This is a genomic window from Xanthobacter aminoxidans, from assembly GCF_043193615.1.
GTDB lineage: Bacteria > Pseudomonadota > Alphaproteobacteria > Rhizobiales > Xanthobacteraceae > Xanthobacter > Xanthobacter aminoxidans.
The window spans coordinates 321,685-347,192 of record NZ_JBAFUS010000002.1; the positions used below are offsets into that span (position 1 = coordinate 321,685).

At 67.9% G+C, this 25,508-nt stretch carries 28 protein-coding genes; 14 read left to right on the plus strand and 14 right to left on the minus strand.

Annotation, left to right across the window (positions count from 1 at the left end; translation table 11 throughout):
- Positions 1-193: 193 nt before the first annotated feature.
- Together V5F74_RS10495 and V5F74_RS10500 are read left to right on the plus strand one after the other, a co-directional pair.
- Positions 194-1,234 (plus strand): ABC transporter substrate-binding protein, encoded by a 1,041-nt coding sequence (locus V5F74_RS10495; protein WP_394007868.1) that lies wholly within the window; start codon positions 194-196, stop codon positions 1,232-1,234.
- Complete coding sequence (locus V5F74_RS10500) at positions 1,231-2,055, plus strand: ABC transporter ATP-binding protein (RefSeq protein WP_394007870.1); 825 nt, start codon at positions 1,231-1,233, stop codon at positions 2,053-2,055. The genes V5F74_RS10495 and V5F74_RS10500 overlap by 4 nt, the downstream gene beginning before the upstream one ends.
- 143 nt (positions 2,056-2,198) lie before the next feature.
- Here V5F74_RS10500 and V5F74_RS10505 read toward each other — a convergent pair whose 3' ends face one another.
- Positions 2,199-3,062, minus strand: a complete 864-nt coding sequence (locus tag V5F74_RS10505) for a transglutaminase family protein (RefSeq protein ID WP_029555024.1) — start codon at positions 3,060-3,062, stop codon at positions 2,199-2,201.
- Between the two features lie 335 nt (positions 3,063-3,397).
- Here V5F74_RS10505 and V5F74_RS10510 point away from each other — a divergent pair, with 335 nt between their 5' ends.
- From V5F74_RS10510 to V5F74_RS10530, 5 genes are all read left to right on the plus strand, one after another.
- Positions 3,398-3,610 (plus strand): cold-shock protein, encoded by a 213-nt coding sequence (locus V5F74_RS10510; RefSeq protein ID WP_024278065.1) that lies wholly within the window; start codon positions 3,398-3,400, stop codon positions 3,608-3,610.
- A 205-nt stretch (positions 3,611-3,815) separates the two neighbouring features.
- Complete coding sequence (locus V5F74_RS10515) at positions 3,816-3,944, plus strand: hypothetical protein (protein WP_394007872.1); 129 nt, start codon at positions 3,816-3,818, stop codon at positions 3,942-3,944.
- A 9-nt stretch (positions 3,945-3,953) separates the two neighbouring features.
- Entirely contained in the window at positions 3,954-4,259 is a 306-nt protein-coding gene (locus tag V5F74_RS10520; protein ID WP_051678712.1) for a hypothetical protein, read from the plus strand.
- A gap of 27 nt (positions 4,260-4,286) precedes the next feature.
- A complete protein-coding gene (locus V5F74_RS10525) occupies positions 4,287-4,550 on the plus strand; it encodes a DUF1488 family protein (protein ID WP_024278067.1) in 264 nt (87 codons plus the stop codon).
- Positions 4,551-4,646: 96 nt separating this feature from the next.
- Complete coding sequence (locus V5F74_RS10530) at positions 4,647-4,868, plus strand: hypothetical protein (protein WP_029555021.1); 222 nt, start codon at positions 4,647-4,649, stop codon at positions 4,866-4,868.
- Positions 4,869-4,911: 43 nt separating this feature from the next.
- On the opposite strand, the gene V5F74_RS10535 is transcribed toward V5F74_RS10530, so the two are convergent.
- From V5F74_RS10535 to V5F74_RS10590, 12 genes are all read right to left on the minus strand, one after another.
- Positions 4,912-5,727: a MipA/OmpV family protein gene (locus V5F74_RS10535; protein WP_394007875.1), complete on the minus strand. Its 816-nt coding sequence runs from the start codon at positions 5,725-5,727 to the stop codon at positions 4,912-4,914.
- Positions 5,720-7,105 carry a sigma-54-dependent transcriptional regulator gene (locus tag V5F74_RS10540; protein WP_024281175.1) on the minus strand — a complete coding sequence of 462 codons (1,386 nt, stop codon included), beginning with the start codon at positions 7,103-7,105 and terminating at the stop codon, positions 5,720-5,722. The genes V5F74_RS10535 and V5F74_RS10540 overlap by 8 nt, the downstream gene beginning before the upstream one ends.
- 8 nt (positions 7,106-7,113) lie before the next feature.
- Positions 7,114-8,850 carry a sensor histidine kinase gene (locus V5F74_RS10545; RefSeq protein WP_394007877.1) on the minus strand — a complete coding sequence of 579 codons (1,737 nt, stop codon included), beginning with the start codon at positions 8,848-8,850 and terminating at the stop codon, positions 7,114-7,116.
- Positions 8,851-8,855: 5 nt separating this feature from the next.
- The gene (locus tag V5F74_RS10550) at positions 8,856-9,344 is read right to left on the minus strand and encodes a DUF2147 domain-containing protein (RefSeq protein WP_394007881.1); all 489 of its coding nucleotides are present in this window, start codon (positions 9,342-9,344) and stop codon (positions 8,856-8,858) included.
- Positions 9,332-9,766: an EamA family transporter gene (locus V5F74_RS10555; protein WP_394007883.1), complete on the minus strand. Its 435-nt coding sequence runs from the start codon at positions 9,764-9,766 to the stop codon at positions 9,332-9,334. The genes V5F74_RS10550 and V5F74_RS10555 overlap by 13 nt, the downstream gene beginning before the upstream one ends.
- A complete protein-coding gene (locus V5F74_RS10560) occupies positions 9,763-10,971 on the minus strand; it encodes a GNAT family N-acetyltransferase (RefSeq protein ID WP_394007884.1) in 1,209 nt (402 codons plus the stop codon). Before V5F74_RS10560 ends, V5F74_RS10555 begins: the two co-directional genes overlap by 4 nt.
- Positions 10,961-11,881 (minus strand): alpha/beta hydrolase, encoded by a 921-nt coding sequence (locus V5F74_RS10565; protein ID WP_051678709.1) that lies wholly within the window; start codon positions 11,879-11,881, stop codon positions 10,961-10,963. Before V5F74_RS10565 ends, V5F74_RS10560 begins: the two co-directional genes overlap by 11 nt.
- A 7-nt stretch (positions 11,882-11,888) precedes the next feature.
- Positions 11,889-12,254: an EamA family transporter gene (locus V5F74_RS10570; protein ID WP_029555013.1), complete on the minus strand. Its 366-nt coding sequence runs from the start codon at positions 12,252-12,254 to the stop codon at positions 11,889-11,891.
- Positions 12,251-13,174 carry an arginase family protein gene (locus tag V5F74_RS10575; RefSeq protein WP_051678708.1) on the minus strand — a complete coding sequence of 308 codons (924 nt, stop codon included), beginning with the start codon at positions 13,172-13,174 and terminating at the stop codon, positions 12,251-12,253. The genes V5F74_RS10570 and V5F74_RS10575 overlap by 4 nt, the downstream gene beginning before the upstream one ends.
- Positions 13,175-13,179: 5 nt before the next feature.
- Entirely contained in the window at positions 13,180-14,589 is a 1,410-nt protein-coding gene (locus V5F74_RS10580) for an aspartate aminotransferase family protein (protein WP_394007886.1), read from the minus strand.
- Positions 14,582-15,256 (minus strand): HAD-IB family phosphatase, encoded by a 675-nt coding sequence (locus V5F74_RS10585; protein ID WP_394007888.1) that lies wholly within the window; start codon positions 15,254-15,256, stop codon positions 14,582-14,584. The genes V5F74_RS10580 and V5F74_RS10585 overlap by 8 nt, the downstream gene beginning before the upstream one ends.
- A gap of 214 nt (positions 15,257-15,470) precedes the next feature.
- The gene (locus V5F74_RS10590; RefSeq protein WP_449361628.1) at positions 15,471-16,460 is read right to left on the minus strand and encodes a GlxA family transcriptional regulator; all 990 of its coding nucleotides are present in this window, start codon (positions 16,458-16,460) and stop codon (positions 15,471-15,473) included.
- Positions 16,461-16,572: 112 nt separating this feature from the next.
- Here V5F74_RS10590 and V5F74_RS10595 point away from each other — a divergent pair, with 112 nt between their 5' ends.
- The 6 genes from V5F74_RS10595 to V5F74_RS10620 all read left to right on the plus strand — a co-directional run bounded on the left by V5F74_RS10595 (position 16,573) and on the right by V5F74_RS10620 (position 23,530).
- A complete protein-coding gene (locus tag V5F74_RS10595; protein ID WP_394007892.1) occupies positions 16,573-17,304 on the plus strand; it encodes a DJ-1/PfpI family protein in 732 nt (243 codons plus the stop codon).
- The gene (locus V5F74_RS10600) at positions 17,304-18,380 is read left to right on the plus strand and encodes a Glu/Leu/Phe/Val family dehydrogenase (protein ID WP_394007894.1); all 1,077 of its coding nucleotides are present in this window, start codon (positions 17,304-17,306) and stop codon (positions 18,378-18,380) included. The genes V5F74_RS10595 and V5F74_RS10600 overlap by 1 nt, the downstream gene beginning before the upstream one ends.
- 123 nt (positions 18,381-18,503) lie before the next feature.
- Positions 18,504-19,763 (plus strand): ABC transporter substrate-binding protein, encoded by a 1,260-nt coding sequence (locus V5F74_RS10605; RefSeq protein WP_394007896.1) that lies wholly within the window; start codon positions 18,504-18,506, stop codon positions 19,761-19,763.
- A gap of 63 nt (positions 19,764-19,826) precedes the next feature.
- Positions 19,827-21,347 (plus strand): amidohydrolase family protein, encoded by a 1,521-nt coding sequence (locus V5F74_RS10610; RefSeq protein WP_394007898.1) that lies wholly within the window; start codon positions 19,827-19,829, stop codon positions 21,345-21,347.
- Complete coding sequence (locus V5F74_RS10615; protein WP_394007900.1) at positions 21,340-22,269, plus strand: CobW family GTP-binding protein; 930 nt, start codon at positions 21,340-21,342, stop codon at positions 22,267-22,269. The genes V5F74_RS10610 and V5F74_RS10615 overlap by 8 nt, the downstream gene beginning before the upstream one ends.
- A gap of 46 nt (positions 22,270-22,315) precedes the next feature.
- On the plus strand, positions 22,316-23,530 hold the full coding sequence (locus tag V5F74_RS10620; protein WP_394007902.1) for an NAD(P)/FAD-dependent oxidoreductase: 1,215 nt from the start codon (positions 22,316-22,318) through the stop codon (positions 23,528-23,530).
- Positions 23,531-23,545: 15 nt separating this feature from the next.
- Here the strand turns inward: V5F74_RS10620 and V5F74_RS10625 are convergent, their stop codons facing one another.
- Positions 23,546-24,232 carry a DJ-1/PfpI family protein gene (locus V5F74_RS10625; protein ID WP_394007904.1) on the minus strand — a complete coding sequence of 229 codons (687 nt, stop codon included), beginning with the start codon at positions 24,230-24,232 and terminating at the stop codon, positions 23,546-23,548.
- A gap of 94 nt (positions 24,233-24,326) precedes the next feature.
- On the opposite strand from V5F74_RS10625, the gene V5F74_RS10630 reads away from it, so the two are divergent.
- On the plus strand, positions 24,327-25,265 hold the full coding sequence (locus tag V5F74_RS10630) for a GlxA family transcriptional regulator (RefSeq protein ID WP_394007906.1): 939 nt from the start codon (positions 24,327-24,329) through the stop codon (positions 25,263-25,265).
- Positions 25,266-25,508 lie beyond the last annotated feature (243 nt).

Here is a 25,508-nt window from a genome sequence, read left to right on the forward strand (position 1 = left end):
ATAAACGGCCGTCATGGCCGGGCTTGTCCCGGCCATCCACGTGGAAAGGCCGGGAGCACCCGCCCGGCTTCGGTCCCATCGGCCCGACGGGGATGCCCGGGACAAGCCCGGGCATGACGAAAGCGAGAGACGCCCCAAGCAAAGACGCACCACGACGACCCAAGCAAAACCAGAAAAACCGGTGGAGGAAACCATGATCTCGCGCAAGATCTCTCGAAGGACATTCGCCACGCACCTGTTATCCGGCGCTTTCGCCCTCGGCCTCGCCACGGCATCCACGCTGCCGGCGGCCGCGCAGGCGGGCAAGACACCGGAGAAGACGCCGGACAAGGCGGTGCTGATGCTCAACTGGTACGTCTATGGCGAGCACGCTCCCTTCATCCTCGGCCTCAAGAAGGGCTATTACGCGGAAGAAGGCATCGACCTCGACATCCAGGAAGGCCGCGGCTCGGCGGTGACCATCCAGGCGGTGGGCGCCGGCACGGCGACCTTCGGCCTCGCCGACATCGGCGTGATGATCAAGGCGGTGGCCAAGGGCGCGCCGGTGAAGACCATCGGCGTGCTGCTCCAGCGCACGCCCGGCGCGGTGGTCGCCCCCGAGGGCAAGATCAATGGCCCGAAGGACCTGCCCGGCAAGACCATCATGTTCACGCCCGGCGATGCCGTGACGCCCATCTGGCCGCTGTATCTGAAGAAGCTCGGCATCCCCGAAGGCGCGGTGAAGATGGTGGCGGCGGACGCGCAGGCCAAGCTGAACGCCGTGGTGAACAACCAGGCCGACGGCCTCATCGGCTTCACCACCGAGCAGGGCGCGCGCCTGCCGGATATCATGAACAAGCCTGTGACCATGCTGCGCTACACCGATGCGGGGGTGAACCTCGTCTCCCTCGGCATCGTCGCCAACACCGACACCCTCACCAAGCGCGCCGACATGGTGAAGCGCTTCATGCGCGCCACCACCCGCGCGGTGGAGGAGGCGGAGAAGAACCCCAAGGCCGCCATCGACATCCTCATGGAGGCCTATCCCAAGATCGGCCTGCCGGACGCGCAGCTGCGCAGCCTGCAATATTCGCAGGCGCTCTACCGCGCCTCCGACGACAAGAGCACCCGCCCCTTCCGCATGAACCCGGCGCTGATGGACGAGAGCCTCGAGATCCTCACCCAGTACGGCGGCCTCGACCCCTCCGCGCGCAGCAAGGCGCAGGATTACTTCACGCTGGAGTTCCTTCCGTGAGCGCTGCCCTGCACAGGATCGACACCCTCGCCCCGCGCGCCGAGGCCTCCGGCACCCATATCGCCATCTCCGGCCTCACCAAGACGTACAAGACGCGCGGCGGCGCGGTGCCCTCCCTCAAGCCCATCGATCTCAACATCTCGAAGGGCGAGTTCGTGGCCATCGTCGGCCCCTCGGGCTGCGGCAAGAGCACCCTGCTCAAGCTGGTCGCCGGGCTTCTGCCGGCCACCAGCGGCACCATCACCATCGGCGGCGTGAAGGTGACGCAGCCGCCGGACGGGGTGGGCATGGTGTTCCAGAGCCCGGTGCTGCTGCCCTGGCGCACGGTGCGCGACAACGTGCTGTTGCAGGTGGAGATGCGCGGGCGGCCCGTCGCCGCCTATCGCGAGGCGGCGGCGCGCCTCCTCCACACCGCCGGCCTCGACGGCTTCGAGGAGCGCTTTCCGTGGGAGCTGTCCGGCGGCATGCAGCAGCGCGCCGCCATCTGCCGGGCGCTGGTGCACGATCCCGAAGTGCTGCTCATGGACGAGCCCTTCGGCGCGCTCGACGCCATGACGCGGGAGAAGATGAACGCCGAGTTGCAGCGCATCTGGTACGAGACGCGCAAGACCGTGCTGCTCATTACCCATTCCATCCCGGAGGCGGTATTCCTCGCCGACCGGGTGGTGGTCATGTCCAGCCGGCCGGGCAGCATCGAGGCCATCTACGACATCGACCTGCCCCGCCCGCGCGACCTCTCGGTGATGGGGGAAGGCCGGTTCGTCCGCTACACCCAGGAGATCCGAAAGCACTTCTTCGCCCAGGGCGATCTGGACCACTGAGCGATCCGGAGAGACACGGCGCCCGCCCCACACGGCGGGCGCTTTTTTTGTTACGCGCCTCTCTCGTCAGGCGATTGGGGCCATGCGGTGGATCACCTTGTCGGCGATCAGCGCGCCTCCCCCCGCCGCGGCGCCCCGTCCCGTCAAGACGTGACGTGGACGTCCACCGTCATGCCCCCGAAGGCGGAGCTGTCCCCGACGAAGCTGCCCTGCACCGGAATGGCCTGGCGGATGTCGCGCACCACTGCGACCGGGATGAGATTGAACCCGCCCATGCTGCGATTGGTGGGATCGAACGGAATCCAGCCTGCTCCGGGCACGAACACTTCCGCCCATGCATGGGTGGAGCCCATGCCCTGAGACCCCACGAAAGTTCCGGCCGGGTTGTAAAGGTAGCCCGACACGATGCGCGCGCCGAAGCCGAGGCTGCGGACCGTCTCCACGAACAGCACCGCGAAATCGCGGCAGGAGCCCCAGCCGCGATCGAGGGTTTCCGTCGGCGATTGCGTGCCCTCCTCGTCGCGGCTCTGATAGGAGATCTGCCGGGAAACGCCGGCGCTCAGATCCTTCAGCAGCGAAAGGGTGTCGGTGGAATTCCCCCGAACGAAGCCCATCGCCCAGCTCCGCAACCGTCCGCTGGCATCGGGAAACTGGGGGACCGCCAGCGCGCCGAGATCGGTCCATTCGTCGGCGGAATAGCTGAACGGAAAGGACGTGGCAGTGCCCGCGATGGCGAACACCGGCCACGGCACGGCATCGAGCTGGAGTTCTGTCGTACTCTCGATGACCAGTTGATCGCCGGACGTCGAGAAGTTTGCGGTGGCGACCGCGTTGCCGAAGACATCCTGAGCCCAGTCCACCGTTGCCGCGGGGGTCAGCAACAGCTGGTTCGACGTCACCCGAAGGTCGCGGCTTTCCCGGGGGCGGAGCATCAGTCGATGCGGTCCGAAGGTCACCGGCCGATGGAAGCGATAGGTGGTGGTGTGGCGGATCTGGAGAGGGATCAAGGGCGCTCCGTGGGGCTCTGCCGCGCTTGAGCGTCTGGCCAGGCTGCGCAAACAAAAGCGCACCTGGCGAGCCTGAGGTCAGGTCTGCTCAAAGGGGGCTGGGCCATCAGCTTAGCACATGGGCGGGCTACCGCCTTGTTGAATTGATTGACGTATAAATAATGTTGCACACTCGCGAATATCGGAGCATAGTGATCCGGTCGATACAAAGCCTGATCAATTGGTTTTGCGCAGATTTGTATTTTGCGCCCATCCAGAAATTCTCGCCAGAAAATGCGATGTCGACGACTGGCCATGGGCCGGTGAGCTAATTATCGAAATTGAGAGGGTTTCCCATGACTGAGGGAACCGTGAAGTGGTTCAACGCCCAGAAGGGCTTTGGATTCATCGCTCCTGATGCGGGCGGCAATGACGCGTTCGTCCATATCAGCGCTGTCGAGCGCTCCGGCCTTGGCGAGCTGCGCGAAGGCCAGAAGGTGGGCTTTGAGCTCGTCGCCGATCGCAAGAGCGGGAAGATGTCCGCGGACATGCTCAAGGATCTGAGCTGACCTGATGGCCGGCAGCCCGAGTCTTTCAGGACTGCCGGACTGATCATTGTTGCCGAAGGCTGACCGCGGATGTACCGGCAGCTCCGGTGGTGATGTGCCATTCCTTTGCCGAGCAGAGCGCCCGACGCCCTGTGGCCCTTGATGGTCGCAGGGCGTTTTTCGTTTCGCCGGCAGGATCGACCCACGTGCCCGAGAGGAGACGGCCATGGCCAAAGGACAGATGCGCGGCAATCGCGAAACCAAGAAGCCGAAGAAGGTCAAGGTGCCCGAGCCGCCGACATCGTTCGTGAAGGGGTCCCCCGTATCCTTGGGTCCGCCCAAGAAGAAGGGCTGAGGTGCTGTCATGAACGTCCGCACCCGTGAAACCACGGTCACGTTCGATCACGCCTTCCACCTCAGCGATACGGACGGCGACCTCCCGGCGGGAACCTACCGTCTCGTCATCGACGAGGAGCAGCTTCTCGGCGTCTCATTCCTGGCCTACCGGCGCATGGCGACGATGCTGCACACGCCCGCCCTCGCGGCGCCTCCGGGGCGAAGCAAGTGTCTTTCGGTGAATGCCGCCGAACTCGATGCCGCCGTGTTGAAGGACCAGCAGACATCCGCGAGGGCGCGTGAAGCTCCTTCGACGGACGCGCTCCTCCTTTGACGGACGGGCCGCAAACAGGAGGCTTCCATGACCCTTCAGTTTCCCAACGCGAGCCGCGTCTTTGATCCCGTCAGGCGCTGCGTGACCTTCTGGGGCCACGATTCCGCGTTCGAGATCGCGTTCCACCTCGACGCCGATGTGCTGACGCGGTTCAGTCCCCAGAGCGGCCAGGACGAGGCGGCCTCCCTGCGCACCTTCGACACCAACCGGCAGCGGATCGAGCGCGCCGCAAGCGGTGTGTATGCGCGGCGGCGGCAGAGCTTCCACCGCCTGTCCACGTCCGACTTCTAGGGCCCACCATCGGCCGGCGCCCCGGCCCCCTTCGCGCGATCGCACGCGAGCGGCGCGTCGCACGCCGTGCCTCCGGCAAGAAAGGCGTTCGATCGCATGAACAAGGGCCTCCACATCGTTTTCCAGTCGCTCGACGCGGAGCACGTCCTCGCCCGGGTCATCTGGCGCGAGCAGGACAGCGGCGGCGGCAGCCTCACGCTCGAGATTCCTGTCCGCAACAGCGCGGCCGCTCCCAAGAGCCCCGAGCAACTCCAGGCCGACGCCCGCGCCCTCGCCGTCCGCTTCGCCCGGGCCTTCGCGGACACCATCCAGGATTAGTGCTGTGTCCCGCCCGTCAGGAGACCGCACGCGAAGCTGCGTCTCAAGGCCCCAACACGAACGAATGCTCGAACCCCACCCCGATGGTGATCTGGTTGGGGCTTCCGGACAGTGTCGTCACGGGGCTCGCCGCTGCGGCGCCCGCCAAGCGCTGGTAGCTGCCGTAGAGGGTCGTCGTCCAGTCCGGCGACACCTCATAGGACAGGGACGAGGTGAGGCCGACGGACTTGATGCCGCCATCGGGCGCGTAGGCGGCGATGTGGCCGTTCAGCGCCGCGGCGAGGGGCGAGACACCGAACTCCGTCTGCATCAGCGCGCTGTCGGCCAGCGACAGGCGCGGCCCGATGGACCAGGTGAACAAGCCCTGCTTCTGCACGACATCGGCTGAGAGATTGGCGGCAAGGCCGCCGGAGCTGCCGAGGCCCTGGAGCACCTCCACGCGGGTCCGCAATATGCCGGCTATTGGCCAGTATTCGGCGAATCCGCCGCCCTCCAGCGCCCAGGAATAGCCCGGCAGTCCAGGCAGGACGCCGCTCGGCCGCCCCTCGCGGATGCCCGCGAGCGGGCCGAGGCTGAAAGCGCCGAGATTGAACAGGCTGAAGCCGAAATTGTCGTCGGGCGCGCCGAAAGTCGCCGGTTCGTCTGCGCGCCGGATGTCGAACGAGGGTGAGAAGAACGGCCCGAACGTCCGCGCACCGTCAAAGGACGGCCCCAGACTGAAGCTGCCGCCAAGCGTGACGATCCACGCGTCGGCTGCGGCGGATGTGGACGAAGCCGTGCCGGCGTCCTGCGCCTGCGCCCCACACGACGGGGCCGAAACGGCCAGCATCAGGAGGAGTGCGGGAAGCGGCCTAGCCATCGCCGGCTCCAGCCACCTTGTCGATCTTGATCGCAAGCTTCTTGATGCGATGCCAGAGGCTGCGCTCGGTAATGCCGAGCTTCTCGGCGGCACGGGCCTGCACGCCGCCGCTGTCCTTGAGGGCCTTCAGCACGAATTCGCGTTCGATGCGGGTCAGCTCGCCGTCGAGATCGCCGTTGAGCGTGTGAGGCTGTGCATCGGCTTCGCCGGTCGCCTCGAACAGCAGCAGGTCACTGGGACCCACCAGATCGCCCCGCGCCACGATGGCCGCCCGCTCCATGCAGTTCTGCAACTCTCGCACGTTCCCCGGCCAGCGGTAGCGCGTCAGCAGGGCCTGCGCCTCGGGGGACAGGCCCTTGATGCGCTTGCCCATGTCGCGTGCCGCGGCGGCAAGGAAATGGTCGGCGAGGAGCACGATGTCGTCGCTGCGCTCGCGCAGCGGCGGCAAGGGGATGGGGAAGACCGCGAGGCGGTAGTAAAGGTCCATGCGGAAGGTACCGGCCGCGATCTCCTTCTGCAGATCCTTGTGGGTGGCGGCGATGATCCGCACGTCCACCGATACGCTCTTGCTGCTGCCCACAGGTTCGAAGCTCTGCTCCTGCAAGGCGCGCAGCACCTTGGCCTGAACCGGCAGGGGCATGTCGGCGATCTCGTCGAGGAAGAGCGTGCCATGGTCAGCGGCAGCGAAACGGCCTTCGCGGGCGCCGGTGGCTCCGGTGAAGGCGCCCTTCACGTGGCCGAACAATTCGCTCTCGATCAGGGTCTCCGGAATGGCGGCGCAGTTGACCGCGACGAAGGGCAGGTCGCGCCGTGGGCTGTTGTAGTGGATGGCCCGGGCCACAAGCTCCTTGCCGGTGCCGCTCTCGCCCAGCAGCAGCACGCTGGCGCGGCTCGGCGCCACCTCCGTGACTTGGCGCAGCACGTCGCGGAAGGCCGGGCTGTCGCCCACCAGATTGTCGAAGCGGTAACGTCCCTCCAGCTCGGAGCGCAGCCGCGCATTCTCGCTTTCCACGGCCTTGAGCCGCAGCGCCCGCGCCATGGTGGCGACCACGTCGTCGAGGTCGAGGGGCTTGGCCACATAGTCGAAGGCGCCGTCCTTGACGAGATCCACCGCGCCCCGCACCGAAGCATAGGCTGTCATGATGATGACCGGCAGGTCGGGCCGCTCCTGCTTCAGCGCCTTCAAGAGGTCGCTGCCGCCCCGCCCGGGCATGCGCAGGTCGCTCAGCACCAGGTCCACCGGCTGGCTGGCGCAATAGGCGAGCGCCCTGGCGACGGTGTTGGTGGAAACGGCTTCGAAGCCGCGCTCGGCGAGGGCTGCCTCCAGCACCTCCCCGTGGCGGACCTCGTCGTCGACGATGAGTATCTTCGCGGCCATACGCGGCATCACCCCTGTTTGCCGAGCGGAAGGCGGATGGTGAAGATGGCGCCACGCTCCGGTGCGTCGGCACACGTCACCTCGCCGCCATGCACCTCCACGGTGGACCGCACGGTCGCGAGCCCGAGGCCGGTGCCGTTCACCTTGGTCGTCACGAAAGGCTCGAAAAGGGTGGCCCGCACGTCTTCCGGGATGCCCGGGCCGTTGTCCTCCACATGGAGGACAACCGCATCCGCCTCGAGCTCCGCACGCACGATGATGTGGCCGCCATCGCCGGCGGCGTCCATGGCGTTGATGATGAGGTTCAGCAGCGCCTGGTGCAGCAGATCCTTGTCGCCCTGGATCGGCAGCGGGTGGTCCGGCAGGCGGGCGATGAGGCTGATGTTGCGGCGGCTCAGCTCCGGCGCCACGAAGTCGAGGGCCGGCCGGACGATGAAGGTGACGAGATCGAGCGGGACCGCGGTGCATTGCGGGGGCCGGGCATAGTCCAGCAGATCCTTCACCAGCCGGTCGATGCGCTGCACCTCGTCGAGGACGAACATCATCAGCCGGTCCTCGCCGGGCGCCATGGGGGTCTTGCGGCGCACCAGCTCCGCCGATGTCTTGATGATGCCGAGCGGGTTGCGGATCTCGTGGGCGATCACCGCCGCCGCCTGCCCGAGCGTCGCGAGCTGGGCCCGGTGGCGCGTGGCGGTCTCCCGGTCGCGCAGGGTCTGGAGCTGCTCGGTCATCGCATTGAAGCCGCTGGCCAGCGCCTCGATCTCGCGCCCGCCGGTCTCGCGCACGCGGATGGCATAGTTGCCCTCGGCCACCGCGCGCACGCCGCGGGTGAGGTCATGCAGGGGGCGGCTCATGCGCCGCGAGATGCTGAAGCCCACCAGCAGCGACAGCACGCCCGCGACCGCCGCCAGGGCGCCGAAGAGCGAGACGGTGCCGAGGCGTTCGAACGTCGCCGACGTGCCGTTGAGCCGGCAGGCGATGATGCCCACGAGACGTCCGCTGTCGTCGCGAAGGGCGCTGAACGCCGCCGCCGGCCCCAGGCCGAAGCTGCGCCTCTGGATGGCGAGGGGCGCGCCGGCGCTGAGGGCCGCCAGCGACTCCGGCGGCACCGGCAGCGGGGTCCGCCTGAGGTCTTCGAGATCGCGCAATTCACCGCCCTCGGTCACCTCGATCAGGTGCAGGTCGAGCGAGCGGATGGTCTGCGGGGCGGTGAAGAACTGCTCATCCAGCAGATTGGCGATGAAGAGGAAGCCCGCCTGGTCGCCGATGCGCACCGGCTGGACCGCTCCGACCATCATGGCGCGGTGCCCGCCCTGCCGGACGAAGAAGATGGACGCGACCGCCTTGAGCGGCAACGGCTGCATCAGTTCCAGGTCGCCGGTCGAGAACAGGACCGTGCCGTCCGCCGTGTAGAGGCGCACGAAATCATAGCCCACGGTGGTGAGCAGGTCGGCGAACGGTGCGATGGGCTCGGTGCCGCCCCGTGACACGGCGGCGGCGACGACGGCGGTGGCGCGCTGGGCCTCCTCGCGGCCCTCCGCAGCCTCGTTGGCCATGAAGGTCGCGATCTCGCCGATCCACTGCTCCACGTTGCGCTCGAACGTCACCGAGATGACCTCGGCGGCGATGAAGCTCGCCACCAGCACGGGCGGCACGCTGACCATGACGAAATAGAGGGTGAGCCGCAGCTGCAGGGGCAGCAGCGACCACCAGTTCAGCCAACGCGAACCGCGCCGTCGCGTCATACGTCCTAGGACCTCTTGTTCCCGGCGCTGGCCTTCAGGGTGGGCGCGGCGTCGCAGCGTTGCAGCGTGGCGGCCGCGCGGTGCCAGTGGAGGGCACGGCCGAACGCCTTGATCCCAATGAAACCTGTCACGACGATGGCGTCGGCGCCGTCCGGCGCGATGGCCACGGAATAGCGTGCGCCGGCCTCCGGATCGTAGATCCAGCCGCCTTCCCAACCGTCACTGCCCGGCGCAACGCCGGACATCACCTCCATGCCGCAGAGGGGGCGATCGCGCAGGGCCAGGTCGGCATTGTTCTCGTCGCGCACCGGCTGCGCATGCGCGTCCAGCGGGGACTTCAGCCACACGATGCGTCCGCAGAGCGCGTCGCCGCATGGCGCGATCTCAACGGCACCCTCGCCATCCTCGGTCATCCAGACGCCGGTGACGTCCGGCGCGGCTGAGGCCGGGGTCACCAGACCCAGCGCCAGGAGGCCGGCGATCAGGTTTCGCATCGGGTCAGCTCCGGTTTCGCAACGGCCTCCGCCTCGACTTCGGCATCTTCCCCATGGCCGACGAGCGCGACGCCCACGAGGATGAGGCCGATGCCGGCGGCGGTGCGCGCGTCCACCGTCTCGCCGAACGCGAGCCAGGCGAACAGCGGCACGCTCACATAGCTCAGCGCCGTCAGGGGGAAGGCGCGGCTGAGGGCGGTCGTGCGCAGCACCAGCATCCACAGCACGTAGGTCGCGAAATAAAGGCCGACCGCCAGCCACGCGAACGCGGTTCCGGCTGCGGCGGCGAGGAAGTCCAGCCCCAGCGGAATGTCGCCGATGGCCTCGGCGGCGCCCTTGAAGGCAAGCTGGGTCGCGGTGTCCACGGCGAGGAAGACGGCGACGAGGATCAGGGGCGCAACGGTGGCGGGACGCAACGTCATCGCGCGCCCTCCCTGCCCAGCCGTCGCAGGTCGGGGTCCCAGCGGGGGAAGGCCAATAGTGGGGCGGCGAGGCGCAAGACCGCATGGAGTGCCCGGTTGCGATGCTTCACCAGATGCGTGCGCGGCTCCAGCGCGCTGCCGAAGCGCAGCTTGGACGCATAGGCGGTCTGCCCGGTCTGCAGGTAGCGCCGGCCGATGCGCTGGCAGAAGCGCACGTTTTCCAGCCAGCTCAAGGCGTAGAGATCGTGCGCGGGGCCGAGCGGATAGGCCATGCCGAGGAACTTGTCGATCACCCGGTCGGGCTCGACGAACAGGAGGTTGAAGGCAGCAAGCTGCCCGCCCACCCGATAGCAGGCGAAGACCGCATCGGTGCCGAGCGCCCGCGACACGGTTTCGAAATAGCCGTCCGGCAAATCCTCGAAATCACCGTAGCGCACCTGGCTGCGGGTGCGGGTGGCCTCATAGAGGGCGCGCACCTCTCCTTCCATGCCGGTGAGGGAGGTGCGCCATTCCACCTCCACCCGCTCGGCCCGCTTCATCTTGCGCCGGAGATCCTTGCGGGTGGCCGGCGAGAGGCGGGCGAGATAGCCATCGAGATCGCCGGTGCCGTCGAGATCCAGCACGGCGACCGGCAGGCTCTCCACCGCGAAGTAGCGGGCGGCGGCCAGATGCGGCGCCAGCAGCGCCAGCTCGCGCGGGGCAAGATCCTTGAACACCACGAGCCCGGTGCCGCGCCGCGCCGCCTCCGCCTCGACAGCGGCGATGAGGCCTGCGACGGCCTCCGCCCGGCCGGCCTCACACAGGCGCGGGTTCAGCGCCACCGGGCAGGCGTCGGTAAAGGTCGAGCCGACGCCGAGCATCCGCCATTCCAGGAGACCGGGCGCGCGGCGCGCGAGGCGATCGCAGAAGGCGGCCAGAGGTCCGTCCTGCAACGGGGTGTCGAGCCGGTATTTCAGGGCGAACAGCGGGGCCGCTGCGGCAAGGCCCGAGCGGTCGCCCACGCTGACCGCCGCCAGCTCAAGGGCGGCCGGCGGGGAGGTCTCACAGGCCGCGAGATAGGCCCACCCCTCGCTTTCGGGCGGGCGGGCGGCCTTCCAGGCCGTGGCGTCGATGCCGGCCATGCCGGACACCATGCGCACGAGCGGGGCAACCGGCGCGCGGGCCGTTTCCCCGGGCCAGTCGCCGACCAGGGCATCATGCGACATGCGCCACCTGTCCCTGAGGAGGCTGTGTGTGGGGGGCCTGTGTGTGGGGGGCCTGCCGTTCGGCACGGCCGGCCGTCGCGCGGCGCGGCTCGCTCGCGGGTTGGCGCAGCGGCGCCTCCACCACGCCCTGGATGAAGGCCGAGATCCGGTCGGTGACGAGATGGCGCTGCCGGTCGAGGGTGACGAGGTGGTAGCTGTCGTCGAGTACCAGGCAATCCACGGTGCCGCCGAGGCGGCGTTGCAGCAGCACGGCGTTGTTGAAGCTCGCCACATCGTCGTGGCGGGCATGGGCGATGAACACGGGCTGGCGAATGCTGCCGAGCTGCGGCTTCAGCACCCCCACCAGCCGCCACAGCTGCCGCAACGCCGCGGAGGGCGTGCCGAGGCTGCCGGCATCGGTATCGCCCAGCCGCATGGCGCGCACGATCACGCTGCGGATGCGCTCATCCTTCAGGCCGTAGGGCTCGCGCTCCACGAAGCGATAGCGCCGGCCCAGCGGGGTGTTGATGAGCAGGCGCAGCAGGAAGCCGTAGCGGGGGATGGACCAGCCGTCATAGCGCAGGGTCGGCGCCAGCATCACCACGCCGTCCACGCTCTCGGGATTGCGCGCGGCGAGCAAGGCGGCGAGCAGCGCGCCCATGGAGAGGCCGCCCACGATCACCTTGGTGCAGCGCGCCTCCAGTGTCGCGAGGGCGGCCGCGGCGCTGGCGTACCAGTCCTCGATCGTCGTCGCCGCCAGCTCCGCCTCGGTGCCGCAATGGCCGGCGAGCTGGCAGCACAGCACGGTGGCGCCGGTGGCGGCGAGCCGCCGCGCCACCTCGCGCAGTTCCACCGGGGTGCCGCCGAGGCCGTGGATGAGCAGCACCCCGACGGGGCCGCCTTCGATCATGATGCTGCGGTCGAGAGGCATGGGTTTCTCACAGGCTGGATGCGACGAGGGCGACACCGGCGGTGACGAGGGCGGCCCCGGCGTATTGCCGCGGCGCGATCCGCTCGCCGAGCCACAGGCGGCTCGCCACCGTGACTCCGAGGATGTTGAGGCTGGCGACGGGAAAGGCGATGGCGAGCGGCACCAGCGCGAGGATGCGCGTCCACACCAGGAACTCGATGGCGTAGATCATCAGCCCCGCGATCAGCCATGGCTCGGCCACCAGCCTCAGGGCGAAGCGCCCGGCGCCGGTGCTGACGGCCGGAAGGCGGTCGGCGCCGCGCTTGAAGGCCAGCTGCCCGGCCACGTCGCAGGCGACGGAGGCGGCGAACAGGGCGACGAGGGACACGCTCATTGCAGGATGTCCCCCATGTGCCGGAGGATGCGGCCGTTGGTGACGCCGTTGACGGCGTTGGCATTGCCGTGGGGATCGCGCCGTTGGTCGCGGTCCAGATAGGCACAGAGGGCGCGGAGCGCGCCGTTGTCGCCCTCCGGCGAATAGTCGCCGCACACGTCCATGCCCAGAACCGGGCGGTGCTCGGCGAAGACGGTGATGGCCTGAAGCACCTTGTGGAGGGGGAGCCGGCCCTGATCCCAGTTGGTCACCGCCTCGTCCCGGCTCAGCACATCCTTGTCGAGGGTGATCCAGAGCGGCGTGTGCGGCAGTTCGGCGGCGATGGCCTCCACCCGTTCCGCGAAATCGCCGTCCTCGAGGCCGTCCCAGCGCAGGCCGTCGGCACCGATCCCCGCCGCGCCGCGCACGCTCGCGACCTCGAAGCCGGGTCCGGCATAGAAGGTGGCACCGGCCGCCAGCGGATGCATCTGAAGGCGCCCGGAGCGCAGGAGCGGCAGATCCGCGCCCTTCAGCTGCGGCGCGCTTAGATCGGAGCTGCACGGGCCCAGCGTCACCACCCGCGCCACGTTCCGCTGTTCCAGAAGGCGGCTCACCCACGAGCCGCAATTGAGCGTGCGGGGAAAGCGGGTCCAGTCCGGATGGTTGTCGAAATGCACGACGCTGACCGGCTGATCGAAGCGCGACACCAGAAGGTGGCTCAGATGATGGAAGTCGCCCGAGCCGTAGAAGCAGATCTCGCCGCGCGTCGGCGGGCCGAGCCGGTCGGCCAGCGTCCTGAGCGCGCTCCGGCCCGCCAGAAGGCGCAGCCGGGGCGCAAGGTCGCGGGCAAGGAACAGGTCGGCGTCACAGCCGGGCAGGCCGGCCATGACCTCGTCCTGCACAGTGAGCGCACCGTCCAGATCGATGACCTTGATGCGCATGGTGCTCACCGGGGCGTCACGCGGGTGAACAGCTGGTCCATCAGCGCCAAGGCGAGGTCGATCTCGGCGTGGCTGATGGTCAGCGACGGCGCCAGCGTGATGACGTTCTTGTGGTAGCCGCCGATGTCCAGCACCAGCCCGAAACGCTCGACGCCATGGACGAGATCGCCCTTCAGCGCCTCATCCACCATGCGGTCGACGATGGCCTTGGAGGGGGTGAAGCTGTCGTGCGGCTCGCAGATCTCCACCCGCAGCGCGAGGCCAAGGCCGTCCACGTCGCCGACGATGGCGTGCTTCGCCTTCAGCTCGTTCAGGCCGTCGAGGAAACGGGCGCCCTTCTCGGCCACGGAGGTGGCGAAATCCTCCTCCTGCATCATGCGCATGGCCTCCAGCGCCACCGCGGTGCCGAGCGGATTGGCATTGAAGGTCGAATGGGTGGAGCCGGGCGGAAACGCCTGCGGATTGATGAGCGCCTCGCGCGCCCACAGGCCGGACAGGGGATTGAGCCCGTTTGTGAGGGCCTTGCCGAACACGATGATGTCCGGCGCCACGCCGAAATGCTCGATCGACCACAATTTTCCGGTGCGGTAGAAGCCCATCTGGATCTCGTCCACCACCAGCAGGATGCCGTGGCGGTCGAGCACCTCCTTCAGCTCCGGGAAGAAGTTCGCGGGCGGGATGACATAGCCGCCGGTGCCCTGGATCGGCTCCACATAGAAGGCGGCGTATTCGCACTTGCCGGCCTTGGGGTCCCAAACGCCGTTGTATTCGCTCTCGAACAGACGGGCGAACTGCTGCACGCAGTGGTGGCCGTATTCCTCCTTCGTCATGCCGCGCGGGCCGCGGAAATGATAGGGGAAGGGGACGAAGTGGGCGCGCTCGCCGAAATGCCCGAAGCGGCGGCGATAGCGGTAGGACGAGGTGATGGCCGAGGCGCCCAGCGTCCGGCCGTGGTATCCCCCCTCGAAGGCGAACATCAGGCTTTTGCCGTCGCAGGCGTTGCGCACCAGCTTGAGGGAATCCTCTATGGCCTGGGCGCCGCCCACGTTGAAATGCACCCGCCCCTTGTGCCCGAAACGCGCCAAGGCGCCTTCGGCGATCTCGGCGGCGAGCTCGATCTTCTCGCGATGCAGATACTGGCTCGCCACCTGGGGCAGGCGATCGAGCTGGCGGCGCATGGCCTCGTTCAGACGCGGATTGGCATAGCCGAAATTGACAGCCGAGTACCACATCTGAAGATCAAGGAAGGCGCGGTCCTCGTCATCATAGATAAACGACCCCTCGCACCGCTCGAATATCTTCGGCTCCTGGGTGTAATGGACCGTATCCCCATGAGAGCAATAGGTCTCCTCCAGTTCACGCAGGCGGGTGCGCTCGGCGACGGACGTTGCGACTTCGGTCTGGCGATCAAGCATGGATGTCCTCGAACATGAGACGGGAGGGGGCCGCATGGCGGCGCGCCCGGAGCGGGTCCAGGAAAGCCAGGGCGTCGGCGAAGCCTGAAATTGCGCGGTGAGGGATGCCCTCGGCGACGCAGAAGGCAGCAAGCGAACCCTTCGCCAGGACAAAGTCGGCGCGGCTGGCAAGGCAGAAGTCGGATCGCCCGTCGCCCACCAGCACCACCCGGCGATTTGCGGGCACGGCGGCGCATTTGCAGGTGCCGCTTGGGCACTGTTCCCCGCGATTGGAGAAGCTCGCCTGCCAGCGGCCATTGGCCGTTTCCACCAGCCGATTGCTAGTGACCGGCAGGTCGATCCCGTTGGCGTGCAACAGGTGAATGATGGCGAGATCAAACCCGTCGGACACCACGGAGACGGTCGCGCCGCGGAGCCAGGCCCGGGTGACGAAGGCGGCGAAGTGCGGATCGAGCTTCACATCGGCGAGGGCTGTCAACATGGCGGCGCGGGGCGCTTCCAGCAAAGCGACCTGCCGCGACATGCATTCCCGCGAGCCGATGCGGCCGGCGCACCATTCTTCTTCGATTTCCTGCCAGGTCCTATCCGCGAATGTCGCGAGCAGAAGATCCGTGGTGTCGACGAGGCTTATGGTGCCGTCAAAATCGAGAGCGAAGTGAAGTTGCATTTGGCCTCACGAACTGCGCGCCGTTCCCAACGCAAGCGTGGTGCCAATTGCTAACCGACTGATGCAACTACGTTATCCGTGGAGGCGTGATGGCAGGCCGCCCCGAGATGCGAAGGTTCCTCCAAAAATTGGAGAGGCGCCCAGGCGGAACGCCATAGAGACGCGCTTCTCGCCCGCGCCGTGATGGGGCGGCGCATGGATCGAAGTCAGCGCGCTACGCGCCGCCGGCCTCGATCGATCCGAACTTGCCGCGATAGTCCTGCGGGTTCACGCCCAACCGCCGGCGAAAGGCGCGCCGCATCCTCTCTTCGTCGGCGAAGCCGCAGCGCACCGCGATTTCCTTGATGCTCTGCCGTGTCTCCTCGAGTGCTCGGCGGGCGGCATCGAGCCGCAATTCCTCCACCACCTTCGCCGGTGTGCGGCCGGTCCGCGCGGCATAGAGCCGGGCGAAGGTGCGCGGGCTCATGGACACGCGCTCGGCGAGCGTCTCCACCCGCAGGTCCTGGTCGAGGTGGTCGCTGATCCAGCTGTGCAGGGCCTCGAAGCCGCCGTCGTCCGCCGCCTGCAAGGCCAGCGGAACGCTGAATTGGGTCTGCCCTCCGCCACGCTTCAGGAAGACCACCAGCCGCTTGGCGACGCGGATGGCCTCGGCGTGGCCGCGGTCGTCCTCGATCAAAGCGAGCGCCAGATCGATGCCCGCGGTCACGCCTGCGGAGGTCCAGACGGGACCGTCGTGCTCGTATATCGCATCCGGCGACACCGTCAGGTCGGGATAGCGATCCTGAAGCAGCCGGCAGGAGCCCCAGTGCGTCACCACCCGCCGCCCGCCCAAAAGCCGGGCTGCCGCCAGCACGAAGGCGCCCGTGCAGACGGAGCAAACCCGGCGGATGCCCCCGGCGCGATCGGAGATCCATGCCAGCAGGCGGGGCTCGCATGCGGCCAGGTGCACCCCCGGCCCACCGACGACCACCAGCGTATCCACCTCACCCACGCCGGAGAGCGGCTGGCTCATCAGCTCCAGTCCCGACGACGTTCGCACCAGCCCGCCCGCCACCGACGCCACCGTCAGGCGGTAAGGCGGCGCGGCGCCTTCGGAGGTCTCGCAGGACAGCTCGAACGCTGCCAGCGGACCGGAGAGGTCGAGGACCAGGGCGTCGGGGAACACCACGAAGACGACGTGTCGCTGCTGCAAGCCGCCCTCCATCGCGTTGCCGGTCGTTGGCAGGAAAGGTGGGTAGAATGTCGTTTCCGCCGCGCCCTGTCATGCCCAATCTCATGCCGCAGCATCGAAAGGGAACGACGTGACAAAAACGACATTGGACATCGGACTTCTCTTTTTCCCCGGCATGACCCAGCTGGACGTCACGGGACCATTCGAAGTCCTGGCCCGCCTGCCCGGCGCCCGGATGCACCTGCTGTGGAAGTCCATCGAGCCGATCACGAGCGACGTGGGGCTTACCCTCATGCCGACGACCACTTTCGCGGACTGCCCGCAACTGGATGTGCTCTGCGTCGGTGGTGGTCCAGGGCAGATGGCGCTGATGGATGACGAGGAGGTGATGGCCTTCGTCGCCCGGGCGGGCGCGGGTGCGCGCTATGTGACGTCCGTGTGCGCCGGGTGCTTCATCCTCGCGGGTGCCGGGCTGCTCGATGGCTACAAGTCCGCGTGCCATTGGCTGTCGCGCGATCAGCTCGCAATCCTCGGTGCCATCCCGGTCAAGGAGCGCATCGTGGTGGATCGCAATCGCATCTCCGGCGGCGGCGTCACGGCGGGAATCGACTTCGCCTTCCAGGTGGCGGCCGAGCTGTGCGGCGATGATGTCGCCAAGCGGGTCCAGCTGATGCTGGAGTATGACCCAAAGCCGCCCTTCGACATCACCGAGGACAACGCTCCGGCCGCGCTTTTGGCCGAGGTCCGGTCCGCCGCGCGCCCGCTGCTCGAGGAGCGGCTTCGCTCCAGCCAGCGGGCCGTCGCGCGGATGCAGCAGGGCAGGGGCCCGCGGGAGGCTCATCCCGCCGCGTTCCCGTCCAGCACCGGGGCATCGTGATGACCTTGCAACTGACCCGCATGGAGGAAGACGGCCAGCTCATCTTCCGGTTCGAGGATTCCGACTGCGACCTGTCGGGGGTCATCGTGGTGGACTCGCTGGCGCTGGGGCCGGCGACCGGAGGCTGCCGCTTCTGGCACTATGACGATGCGGCCGCCATGCTCTCGGATGCCCGCCGCCTCGCGCGCGGCATGAGCTACAAGAACGCGATGGCGGGCCTGCCGTTGGGTGGCGGAAAGTCCGTCATCCGGCGGCCCGATGGCACCTTCGACCGCGCCGCCCTGTTCCGCGCGTTCGGTCGGGTCCTGGAGGAGATCGGCGGCGACTATCTGGCGGCCGAGGACGTGGGCACGACGCCGCGCGACATGGAAGTCGTGCGCTCGCAGACGCCATTCGTCTTCGGGCTTCCGGCCGATGCAGATCAGGCCGGCGGCGATCCCTCGCCGTGGACCGCCCTCGGCGTGTTCCTCAGCATCGCCCATGTGTGCGCACGGCGGGGCCGTCCGCTTTCGCAGAGCCGGATCGCGGTGCAGGGCCTCGGCAGCGTCGGTGCGGACCTCTGCCGGCGCCTGCAGGGGGCCGGCGCCGCGCTGGTGGTCGCTGACGTGCATCCGGAGGCGGCGGAGCGCCTGCGCACGACGATCCCCGTGGAGGTGGTGTCGCCGGCGGCGATCCATGCGTCCGACGTCGACCTGTTCGCGCCCTGCGCGCTCGGTGCCGGGCTGAACGAGGTCACCATTCCGCAGATGCGCGCGCGGCTCGTCGCCGGTGCGGCGAACAACCAGCTCGCAACGCAGGCGGATGCCACCCTCCTGCACGAGCGGGGCATTCTCTACGTGCCCGACTTCGTCGCAAATGCCGGGGGCATCATCAATGTCGCGGCAGAATATCTCGGGCATGACCGCGGCATGGTCCATGACGCCGTGCACCGCATTCCCGGCCGCCTCGCGCAGGTGCTCGATCGCGCTGAGGCAAGCCGGACGTCGCCTGCGCAGGTGGCGGACGTCATGGCCCGGGAATTGATCGCACGGGCCACCGGGGCGATGGCAGAAAACGAGGGAAAACGGCCGTTGTAGCCTTCCGCCTCACAGCGCAGGATTTGCAAAGGACCAGGCGACGGCGGACCATTTTGCCCGGTTCCACCCGCCGCCTGCAACCAATCCAGGAAGCCGATACGGCTCGCAGGGGAACACCGGAAAATGAACCACGATCAAGGCATGCGGAGCCGCAGGGGTCTCCTGCGCGCGTTCTGGATATCAGGTGTCGGCGCCCTCACGGCCCTCGCCCTCGCGGCGACGCCGGCGGCTGCGGAAATCTCGGATGGAGTCGTCAGGATTGGCATCATCAATGACCAGTCCGGCCCGCTATCGGATCTTTCCGGCAAGGGATCTGTGGTCGCCGCCAAGCTTGCCATAGAGGATTTCAGGAAACGCTCGCCCGACATCAAGGTGGAACTCCTCGTCGCCGATCACCAGAACAAGGCGGACGTGGGCGCCCAGATCGTGCGGCGCTGGTTCTCCGAAGGTGTCGACATGGTGGCCGACATCGGAAATTCGGCAGTTGCCCTCGCCATCCAGTCTCTCGGGCGAGAAAAGAACAAGCTGGTCATGTACTCCGCCGTGGGCACGGTGGAGATCACCGGCAAGCAGTGCGCGCCGACCGGGCTGGCGTGGCTCCACGATAACTACAACCTGGTCGCAGGCCCCATCCGCAAGCTGGTCGGCCAGGGGCAGGACAAATGGTTCTTCATCGCGGCCGATTACGCCTTCGGACGCAACATGGTGGCTGAGTCCGAACGCATGCTGGGCACCGTGGGCGGCATATCCGTCGGCTCGGTGTTCCACCCGCTTGGCAATGCGGACTATTCCTCCTTCCTCCTCCAGGCGCAGAGCTCGGGCGCCAAGGTCGTCGCCTTCGCCAACGCAGGTGAGCAGCTCGTTTCTTCCATCAAGCAGTGGAACGAGTTCAACATGAATGCCGGTCCCCAGACCCCGGTCGCGCTGCTGATGTTCCTCACCGACATCCACGGCATGGGCCTGGAGATGGCGAAGGGCCTGACGGGTGTCACCGCCTGGTATTGGGACTTGAACGACAACACCCGCGCCTTCGCCAAGCGCTTCTATGCCCTGCACGGCGCCATGCCGACGGCGCCGCAGGCCGCGGTCTATTCCGCCGTGTTCCACTATCTGAAGGCCGTGGCAGCCATCAATTCGGACGACACGGATCGCGTGATCGAGAAGATGCGCGCGACGCCGGTCGACGACTTCTACGCCCCGGGCGCCAGGCTCAGGGCCGACAACAAGCTGATCCACGATTTCTATCTGGTGCAGGTGAAGGAGCCGAAGGAGCTGGAAAAGCCCTGGGCCTACTACAAGGTCCTGGAGACGATCACCGCCGATGTCGCCTATCGCCCCTTGAGCGAGAGCGACTGCCCGCTGGTTGCCGGCAAGCCGAAATAGACCGAGCGCGCCAAAAGTGGCGCGGGTGGGCGGGCATGTGAAGACGGGCGGAGGCGGAACGTCGTGCCGAGCGAAGCTTTCGATTGCATCATTTCCGGGGGCCGGTTGATCGATCCCGAGACCGGCCGCGACGAGGTCGCCGATGTCGGGGTGAGGGACGGCGGCATCGTGCAGATCGGACGCATCCCGGAAGCGGACGGGATGCGCCGGATCGATGCGACCGGACGCGTCGTGTGCCCCGGCTTCATCGATCTCCACGCTCACGGCCAGTGCGTCGCTGCGGATTGGATGCAGGCGTTCGACGGGGTGACGACGACGCTCGAGCTGGAGGTTGGCGTCCTTCCGGTCGGCGCCTGGTACGAGCGGCAGGAGAATGCCGGGCGGGTGCTCAATTACGGGGCTTCCGCCAGCTGGATCTTTGCCCGCAAGCAGGTGATGGCCGGCATCGTGCCCGATCCGGGCCGGCATCCGATGGAAATGATGGGGGAGGGGGCCGACAATCGCGGCGGGTGGTCGAGCGAGGTTGCGGGGGCGCGCGCGGTCGAGGACATCTGCTCCGTCATCGAGGCCGGACTGCGTGAAGGGGGGATCGGCATCGGCATCGCCCATGGCTACGCGCCGGGCGCCGGCATCAAGGAGATGACGCGGGTCTGCGACCTCGCCGCCCGCCATGCGGCGCCAACCTTCACGCACATCGCCCATATGGCCAATGCGGATCCGCTGAGTTCCGAAGACTCCTATGTCCGCATCATCGGCCTCGCCGCGGCCACCGGCGCGCACATGCACATCTGCCACCTCAACTCGACCTCGCTGCACGACATCGCGCGTTGCCGGGCGCTGATCCAGCGCGCACAGGCGCGCGGTCTGCCGGTCACGGTGGAGGCTTACCCCTACGGGACAGGCTCGACGGTGATTTCGGCGAGCTTCTTCGCGGCTACGGATTTTCCGGAGCGGACCGGGTCGGGATATGACAGCATCGAGCTGATCCACAATCGTCAGCACCTGAGGGACAGGGCCGACCTCCTTTCGGCGCGGGACGCGGACCCCGCCGCGCTGGTGGCGTGGCATTTCCTCGATATCGAGAGCGAACCGGCGTTCCAGAACCTTCTCGACCTGTCGGTGCTCTACCCCGGCGGCATCATCGCCTCGGATGCAATGCCATGGGTGGAGCCCGACGGCGCCATCTATCGTGGCGAGGAATGGCCGCTGCCCCGGCGCCTGTCGTCCCACCCGCGCTCAGCCGGAACCTTCACCAAGTTCATCGGCGAGTATTGCCGCGACCGCAGCAAGATCGGCCTCGTGGAGGCGCTGGCCAAGTGCACGGTGCTGCCGGCCCGCCTCATCGAAAGTTGCTCGCCCGAAATGAAGCGGAAAGGGCGCCTCCAGGAAGGCTGCGACGCGGATATCCTTGTGCTCGATCCCGCAACCATCGCCGCCCGGGCCAGCTTTTCCGACATGACGGCGCCGGCCGCAGGGGTCGAGGCGCTGCTGGTGGGTGGGCGACCGGTCATTCTGGACGGCCGGCTTGACGCGCGCGCCCGGCCGGGGCGTGCGCTGCGTGGCCGAGGGCCGGCGCATGCATGAGGACCGTGCCGCGCGTCCTGTTCCCGTTGTCGTGGTCACGGGCGCGCTCGGAGCCGGAAAGACGAGCCTGATCAATGCCATGCTGGGCGGCGACTTGAAGTTGTCCCTGGCTGTCATCGTCAATGATTTCGGCGCCATCGCCATCGACGAGGCGATCCTCTCCGCCACCGGCCTTCCGATCTTTGCACTGAAGAACGGATGCATCTGCTGCTCGTTGCAGGGCGACCTGCTGCGCACGCTTGCAGGGGTGTTGTCGGTCGGCCGACCAATCGATGCCATCGTGATCGAGGCAAGCGGCGTGTCCGACCCGCGCGGGATCATCGAGGCGCTGCATGATCCCGTCTTGCAGAAGGCCGTGCGGCTCGACGCGGTGGTGACGGTGGTGGACGCCGAGGCGCATGATGTTGCCGACGACCTCTGGCAGGCCCAGGTCCGGGCTGCCGACATCATTGTCCTCGCCAAGGTCGGCGAGACGGCCGCCGCCGATCATGCAAGCTTGCGGGTGAGGCTGGAGGGCATGGGCAAGTCGCTGGTCTTCGTCGCGGACGAGGGCGGCGGCATTCCGCTGGAGCTTCTCTTCGCCCAGCCCTTTCCGCGCGAGCCGGCCGCTCCCGCCGAGGCCCCTGTGATCCGCGACGATCGCTTCGTCCAGGTCGAATGGATGTCGCTGCGTGCCGTGGTCCTCGCGCGGTTCGGGGCCGTCATCGAGAACCTTACGCCGCGTCTCGTGCGGGCCAAGGGCCTGATCCGAGTCGCCGAGCGGCCGGGCCAGACCTTCCTGTTCCAGCTCGTCGGCCGCCGCGCCAGCCTGCTGCCCTCGGATCTGCCCGTGGAGGGCGCGCGGCTGGTGCTCATCGGACGCACGGGCATCTTCGACGCAGCGGCGGCAACGGCCGAGCTCGAAGCGATGGCTCAGGAATAACAGTACAGTCTGCGGCCCTCACGCGGGCGGCTCTCGGGGAAGCAGCATGGCTGAAATTGCAGTTCTCGGTGCCGGCATGGTCGGCGTCGCCACGGCGCTGGCTTTGCAGGAGCGGGGACACGACTGTGTCGTCATTGATCGCGCGCCACCCGGTTCGGAAACGAGCTACGGCAATGCGGGCATCATCCAGGCGGAAGCTGTCGAGCCGTACGCGCTGCCGACAAGTCCGCTGGCGCTCCTCGCGATGGCTGGAGGCGCCAGGAACGCCGTCAACCTGCACTGGCCGTCTCTGCCTGGGCAGGCGCCCGCGCTGTTCGGCTATTGGCGGTCATCCCTGCCCGGTCCGCTGGGCAGGGTCATTCCGCTCTGGCGCCAACTGGTATCGGAGGCCGTGCCCCGTCACGCCGCCCTCATCGAGGCGGCGGGCGCCGACGAGCTGATCCGCCGGGACGGCTATTGGGAGGTCCATGATACGGAGCAGGGCCTTGCAGCCGCCGTGCGGGAGGCGGAGCGCAAGGGGCGTGAGCATGGTGTCACCTTCTCCGTCGCCGACAGGGCGGGGCTTGCCGCAGCCGAGCCTGCCTTGCGGCGGGCGCCGGCAGGGGCCGTTCACTGGACAGCGCCCTGGACCTGCCTTGCACCGGGAGGGCTGGTCGATGCCTACGCGCGGCTGTTTGAGGATCGCGGCGGTCGGATCGTCGCCGGCGATGCACGGACCCTCCAGCGCTCCGGCGCCGGCTGGCAGGTCGCGGGAATGGACGCGAAAATCGTCGTCGTGGCGCTCGGGCCCTGGTCGCCGGAGTTGCTCCGGCCCCTCGGCTATCGCGTACCGATGGTGCGCAAGCGCGGCTATCATCGCCACTATGGCGGCACCCACGGCCTCACCCGGCCCATATTGCTTGCCGACCACTCCGTGGTGCTGTCGCCCATGCGAGACGGCCTGCGCATTGCCACCGCCGCAGAGCTGTCCGCCGCCGCGCCCGCCGCCAGCCCGCGCCAGCTCGCGCGGGGGGAGGCTGCAGCCCGGTCTCTCGTGGATCTGGGATCGCCCGTGGAAGCAACGCCCTGGTCCGGCACGCGCCCCTGTCTGCCGGGCCTTCTGCCGCTCGCCTGCCGCGCGAGGCGCCACCCCGGCCTGTGGTTCCATTTCGGCCACGGCCACCAGGGGTTTACCCTTGGGCCTGTCACGGCCGAGCGTCTGGCACGGGCCATTGACGGCGATGCGGCCGCGGTCGACGGTCTCGACCGCGGGATAAAATAGCCGCCGATGACCGGCTCACCGCCCGCGGGCCGCTGCCGCTCTGGCAAGGTCGAGCCGGCGCGCCTTCGCCACCTTCATCCTCTCCTGAAGCAGCGCCAGAACGTCGGCCGGGGCCGTCTCCGGCGATCCGGCGTTGAACGGGGGCGCAGGATTGTATTCGAGGCGCAGCTGGATGGCTTCGGCGGTCCTGCGATCCACCAGCTCGGAAATCACAGTCAGGCCGAGATCGATGCCGGCGGTGATGCCGCCGCCCGTGATGCGGTTTCCGTCGATGCACACCCGCTCGCGGCTCGCGGTCACGCCGAAGATGGGCAGGACATCGATGGCGCTCCAGTGGGTGGCGGCCTTGCGACCCTCCAGCAGCCCGGCCGCGGCAAGCACCAGCGAGCCCGTGCAGACCGAGGTGACGAACTTGGCGCCGGCGGCCTGCGCGCGCAGGAAATTCAGCACCTCGTCATCGCCCATCAGGTCGTCGGTACCGTAGCCGCCCGGAACACAGATGACGTCGAGTTGGGGGCAGTCGGCGAAGGCGGTGGTGGGCAGGATGGACAGCACCGTGTCGCTCTGCACCGCCTCGATGCGCTTCCAGACCAGATGGATCTCAGCGCCGGGCAGGCTGGAGAACACCTGCAGGGGCCCGGTCATGTCGAGCTGCGTGATGCGGGGAAAGACGAGCAAGCCGAATTTCAGGGATGAGGACATTCTACGACCTTCGGGGTCCGATCTTGACCCGCCGAGCATGGCATGGTGCGATCATATGTAGAATGTCACGGTTCCCTCGTTTTCAGCCATAGCGATGATCGGCATCCTGATCTTCCCGGATTTCCAGCTTCTGGACGCATCGGGCCCGGCATCGGTGTTCGAGATCGCGCGCCGCCTGGTTCCCACCGCGCCGAACGTGCAGATGATCGCCGCACAGCCCGGGCCGGTCCGCAGCTCCTGTGGCGTGGAGGTGGTGGCCTCCAGCCTCAAGTCGGCCAAGGCCATCACGACGCTCGTCGTCGCCGGCGGGCTGGGGGTCGAGGCCGCCATCGACTGCCGGACGACCCTCGCCTTCGTCCGCCGCCATGCCACGCGTGGCGGACGGGTGGCGAGCGTGTGCTCCGGCGCCTACGTCCTGGCGGCGGCGGGACTGCTGGACGGCCGCAAGGCCACGACCCACTGGTGCCGCACCCAGGATTTCGTCTCCCGCTATCCAAAGGTGCGGCTCGATCCCGATCGCATCTTCCTGCGCGACGGCAACGTCTGGACCTCTGCCGGCATCACCGCCGGGATCGACCTCGCGCTGGCCATCGCCGCCGAGGAGCACGGGGATGCGGTTGCAAAGGACATCGCCTGCCAGCTGGTGCTCTACCATCGCCGCAGTGGCGGGCAGTCGCAATTCTCCTCGCTGCTGGAACTGAAGACACCGAACGGACGGTTCGGCACCCTGCTCACCTGGGTGCGGGAGCATCTGGACAAGCCGCTCACCGTCGACATGCTGGCCGACCGGGCGGGGCTGAGCCCCCGCCATTTCGCGCGCATTTTCACCGCCGAGACCGGGACGACGCCCTCCAAGGCCATAGAGCGCTTGCGCCTGGAAGTCGCGCGAGAGCACGTGCAGTCATCTTCGGACCCCATCGAACGGGTCGCAGAAGTGACCGGCTTTCGCGATCCGGAGCGCATGCGCCGCGCCTTCGTCCGCGCCTTCGGCCAAGCCCCGCAGTCGCTGCGGCGGGCGGCTCGGACCATCTAGGACCGCGCTTGAACTCTTACCCTGGCTCTAGGTTCAAGAACCTGCGTCCCGACCGTCACAGTTGTGCTGGATGCTTCGGTGGAGGCGCAGCCGCTTTCCCAATTCGGGGTCATCCAGGGCATCGCTGCGGCATCCATCCCCGCAGGTGGCTCCACCGCCGACAAGGCGCTGGAGGTGATCGACCAGGCGCAGGGGGGCATTGACCGGATCTCTCCGGCGACGAATTCCGACCCCGGTCCCGGC

Excerpts from the sequence above, each read along its gene's own strand:
- V5F74_RS10495 (WP_394007868.1), top strand. The coding sequence starts at position 194 with ATGATCTCGCGCAAGATCTCTCGAAGGACATTCGCCACGCACCTGTTA.
- V5F74_RS10510 (WP_024278065.1), top strand. The coding sequence starts at position 3,398 with ATGACTGAGGGAACCGTGAAGTGGTTCAACGCCCAGAAGGGCTTTGGA.
- V5F74_RS10515 (WP_394007872.1), top strand. The coding sequence starts at position 3,816 with ATGGCCAAAGGACAGATGCGCGGCAATCGCGAAACCAAGAAGCCGAAG.
- V5F74_RS10520 (WP_051678712.1), top strand. The coding sequence starts at position 3,954 with ATGAACGTCCGCACCCGTGAAACCACGGTCACGTTCGATCACGCCTTC.
- V5F74_RS10525 (WP_024278067.1), top strand. The coding sequence starts at position 4,287 with ATGACCCTTCAGTTTCCCAACGCGAGCCGCGTCTTTGATCCCGTCAGG.
- V5F74_RS10530 (WP_029555021.1), top strand. The coding sequence starts at position 4,647 with ATGAACAAGGGCCTCCACATCGTTTTCCAGTCGCTCGACGCGGAGCAC.
- V5F74_RS10535 (WP_394007875.1), bottom strand. The coding sequence starts at position 5,727 with ATGGCTAGGCCGCTTCCCGCACTCCTCCTGATGCTGGCCGTTTCGGCC.
- V5F74_RS10540 (WP_024281175.1), bottom strand. The coding sequence starts at position 7,105 with ATGGCCGCGAAGATACTCATCGTCGACGACGAGGTCCGCCACGGGGAG.
- V5F74_RS10545 (WP_394007877.1), bottom strand. The coding sequence starts at position 8,850 with ATGACGCGACGGCGCGGTTCGCGTTGGCTGAACTGGTGGTCGCTGCTG.
- V5F74_RS10550 (WP_394007881.1), bottom strand. The coding sequence starts at position 9,344 with ATGCGAAACCTGATCGCCGGCCTCCTGGCGCTGGGTCTGGTGACCCCG.
- V5F74_RS10555 (WP_394007883.1), bottom strand. The coding sequence starts at position 9,766 with ATGACGTTGCGTCCCGCCACCGTTGCGCCCCTGATCCTCGTCGCCGTC.
- V5F74_RS10560 (WP_394007884.1), bottom strand. The coding sequence starts at position 10,971 with ATGTCGCATGATGCCCTGGTCGGCGACTGGCCCGGGGAAACGGCCCGC.
- V5F74_RS10565 (WP_051678709.1), bottom strand. The coding sequence starts at position 11,881 with ATGCCTCTCGACCGCAGCATCATGATCGAAGGCGGCCCCGTCGGGGTG.
- V5F74_RS10570 (WP_029555013.1), bottom strand. The coding sequence starts at position 12,254 with ATGAGCGTGTCCCTCGTCGCCCTGTTCGCCGCCTCCGTCGCCTGCGAC.
- V5F74_RS10575 (WP_051678708.1), bottom strand. The coding sequence starts at position 13,174 with ATGCGCATCAAGGTCATCGATCTGGACGGTGCGCTCACTGTGCAGGAC.
- V5F74_RS10580 (WP_394007886.1), bottom strand. The coding sequence starts at position 14,589 with ATGCTTGATCGCCAGACCGAAGTCGCAACGTCCGTCGCCGAGCGCACC.
- V5F74_RS10585 (WP_394007888.1), bottom strand. The coding sequence starts at position 15,256 with ATGCAACTTCACTTCGCTCTCGATTTTGACGGCACCATAAGCCTCGTC.
- V5F74_RS10590 (WP_449361628.1), bottom strand. The coding sequence starts at position 16,460 with ATGGAGGGCGGCTTGCAGCAGCGACACGTCGTCTTCGTGGTGTTCCCC.
- V5F74_RS10600 (WP_394007894.1), top strand. The coding sequence starts at position 17,304 with ATGACCTTGCAACTGACCCGCATGGAGGAAGACGGCCAGCTCATCTTC.
- V5F74_RS10605 (WP_394007896.1), top strand. The coding sequence starts at position 18,504 with ATGAACCACGATCAAGGCATGCGGAGCCGCAGGGGTCTCCTGCGCGCG.
- V5F74_RS10615 (WP_394007900.1), top strand. The coding sequence starts at position 21,340 with ATGCATGAGGACCGTGCCGCGCGTCCTGTTCCCGTTGTCGTGGTCACG.
- V5F74_RS10620 (WP_394007902.1), top strand. The coding sequence starts at position 22,316 with ATGGCTGAAATTGCAGTTCTCGGTGCCGGCATGGTCGGCGTCGCCACG.
- V5F74_RS10625 (WP_394007904.1), bottom strand. The coding sequence starts at position 24,232 with ATGTCCTCATCCCTGAAATTCGGCTTGCTCGTCTTTCCCCGCATCACG.
- V5F74_RS10630 (WP_394007906.1), top strand. The coding sequence starts at position 24,327 with ATGATCGGCATCCTGATCTTCCCGGATTTCCAGCTTCTGGACGCATCG.